Genomic DNA, 1634 nt, shown 5'->3' with positions numbered 1-1634 from the left:
CGGTACGGAGACGATCCATTCCATGCCGGCGGGCGCATCTACCGCACTGGCGATCGTGGCAGGTTCTTACCCGACGGCCGCATCCAACATTTGGGCCGCTGCGACGACCAGCTCAAGATCAGGGGTTTTCGCATAGAGCCGGGCGAGATTGAGTCCACCTTGTGCGAGCACCCAGATGTGGGATGCTGCGCTGTGGTCGCTCGGGAGGCGCCCAACGGCGAACAGCAGTTGGTCGCATACGTCGTCGGCGAGCCGGGGTGCCCGAGCGACGCGCAGGTGCGCGATTGGTTACGACGCCGGTTGCCCGAATATATGATTCCGAGCGCGTTCGTTCATCTCGGCGCACTGCCGATGACTGCCAGTGGCAAGCTCGATAAGGCCGCATTGCCCGCGCCGTCGCCGCGGAATCCCGGCGGCAGCGCTGTCCAACCTCCGCGTAACGAGACGGAACGCCGGGTGGCGAGACTGTGGGCCGATTTGCTGGCCAAACCCGTGACCGACGTCGACTCTGACTTTTTTGATTTGGGCGGCCATTCACTACTGGCGGCCCGGTTGATCGCCCGTGCTCAAGGGGAATTCGGGGTCGCGCTGTCGCTGGCCACGTTCCTCGATAGCGGCAGGACCGTTGCAGAACTCGCTGCTGTAATCGACAAAACCTTCTGCGGTACAGACGAAATCACGTCGGAACCACCGCTGCATTTCATCTTCCCCTATCAAGCGACGGCGATGAGCCTGAGACACTTCAAGGCGCGGTGGGGCGCTGCGCAGCCGGTACACGCGCTCATCCCCGAACAGCCAGGCGGGCAGTTCGACCTTTCCGTGAGCGTCGAACAACATGCCAGCCAGATCCTTGCGGCAATCCGCAACCGGCAGCCGGATGGTCCGCTTGCGTTGGCCGGCTACTCGTTCGGTGGCCTCTTGGCCTACGAAGTTGCACGTCAGGCCGTCGATGCAGGCCAGGTCGTCGACTGGCTGTGCCTTATAGATGCTGATTCACCGTTGATCGCGCCGCGAGTGCGATCGCGGGAGACACTGGGATGGAAGCTTCGCCAATTACGCCAACGGCCGACGCGCGAGCGGTTGGCCAAGTTCGCTGAGATCGCGCTCCGGGTGCTTCGCAATGGTGCGCTACGGGAATTCGATCTTGGCGGCGCCGCAGAGCTCGCATGCCGCTATCGGCAGCCCGGACACGCAGTGCCGCTGGAGTTGTTCATAAGCGAGGGCTTCGCAGCCGATATGGAGGCGGACCTTTTGGGTTGGGACCAATCCCACCGAGGAACGTTGCGCGTGCATCGTCTTCCCGGTGACCACTTCACCATGCTCGAACTGCCCCTGGTGGAGCAGCTCGCACAGTCGATGCTCGAGTTGTTGCGTCAAGCAAAAGCATCGAGCCGCGTCGGGGCCTCTTCGGCGGCGGGCGCGCGATGACACGCAGACGTGATCCGGAGTGGATTTGGATGATCGGCGCGTTCGGCGGCGCGCTCGCGCTTGCCGGGGGCGTCCTGGCCGATTTGCCTTTGACTCTCGGAGACGGTGACGGCTCATGAGCGCTGTCTCGATGGAGTTGGTCGCGCGTACTGAAAGTCGCTGCTTCACTAGCGACAACACCGCCGGTGGTGCACCCGAGATCCTGG

At 63.3% G+C, this 1634-nt stretch carries 2 protein-coding genes; both read left to right on the top strand.

All coding sequences use genetic code 11. The features are described 5' to 3' along the window. Positions 1 to 1428 (top strand): thioesterase domain-containing protein (locus WCA53_RS33830; RefSeq protein WP_423922429.1); only part of this gene is annotated, 1428 nt, incomplete at its 5' end. Further along, positions 1425 to 1547: a hypothetical protein gene (locus WCA53_RS33825; RefSeq protein ID WP_423922426.1), complete on the top strand. Its 123-nt coding sequence runs from the start codon at positions 1425 to 1427 to the stop codon at positions 1545 to 1547. The genes WCA53_RS33830 and WCA53_RS33825, both read left to right, overlap by 4 nt. Positions 1548 to 1634: the final 87 nt, after the last annotated feature.

The sequence above is a fragment of the Caballeronia sp. genome, from assembly GCF_049581465.1.
Taxonomy (GTDB): Bacteria; Pseudomonadota; Gammaproteobacteria; order Burkholderiales; family Burkholderiaceae; genus Caballeronia.
The sequence above is the reverse complement of the archived record's forward strand: the minus strand, read 5'-3'. Positions and strand labels throughout refer to the sequence as shown.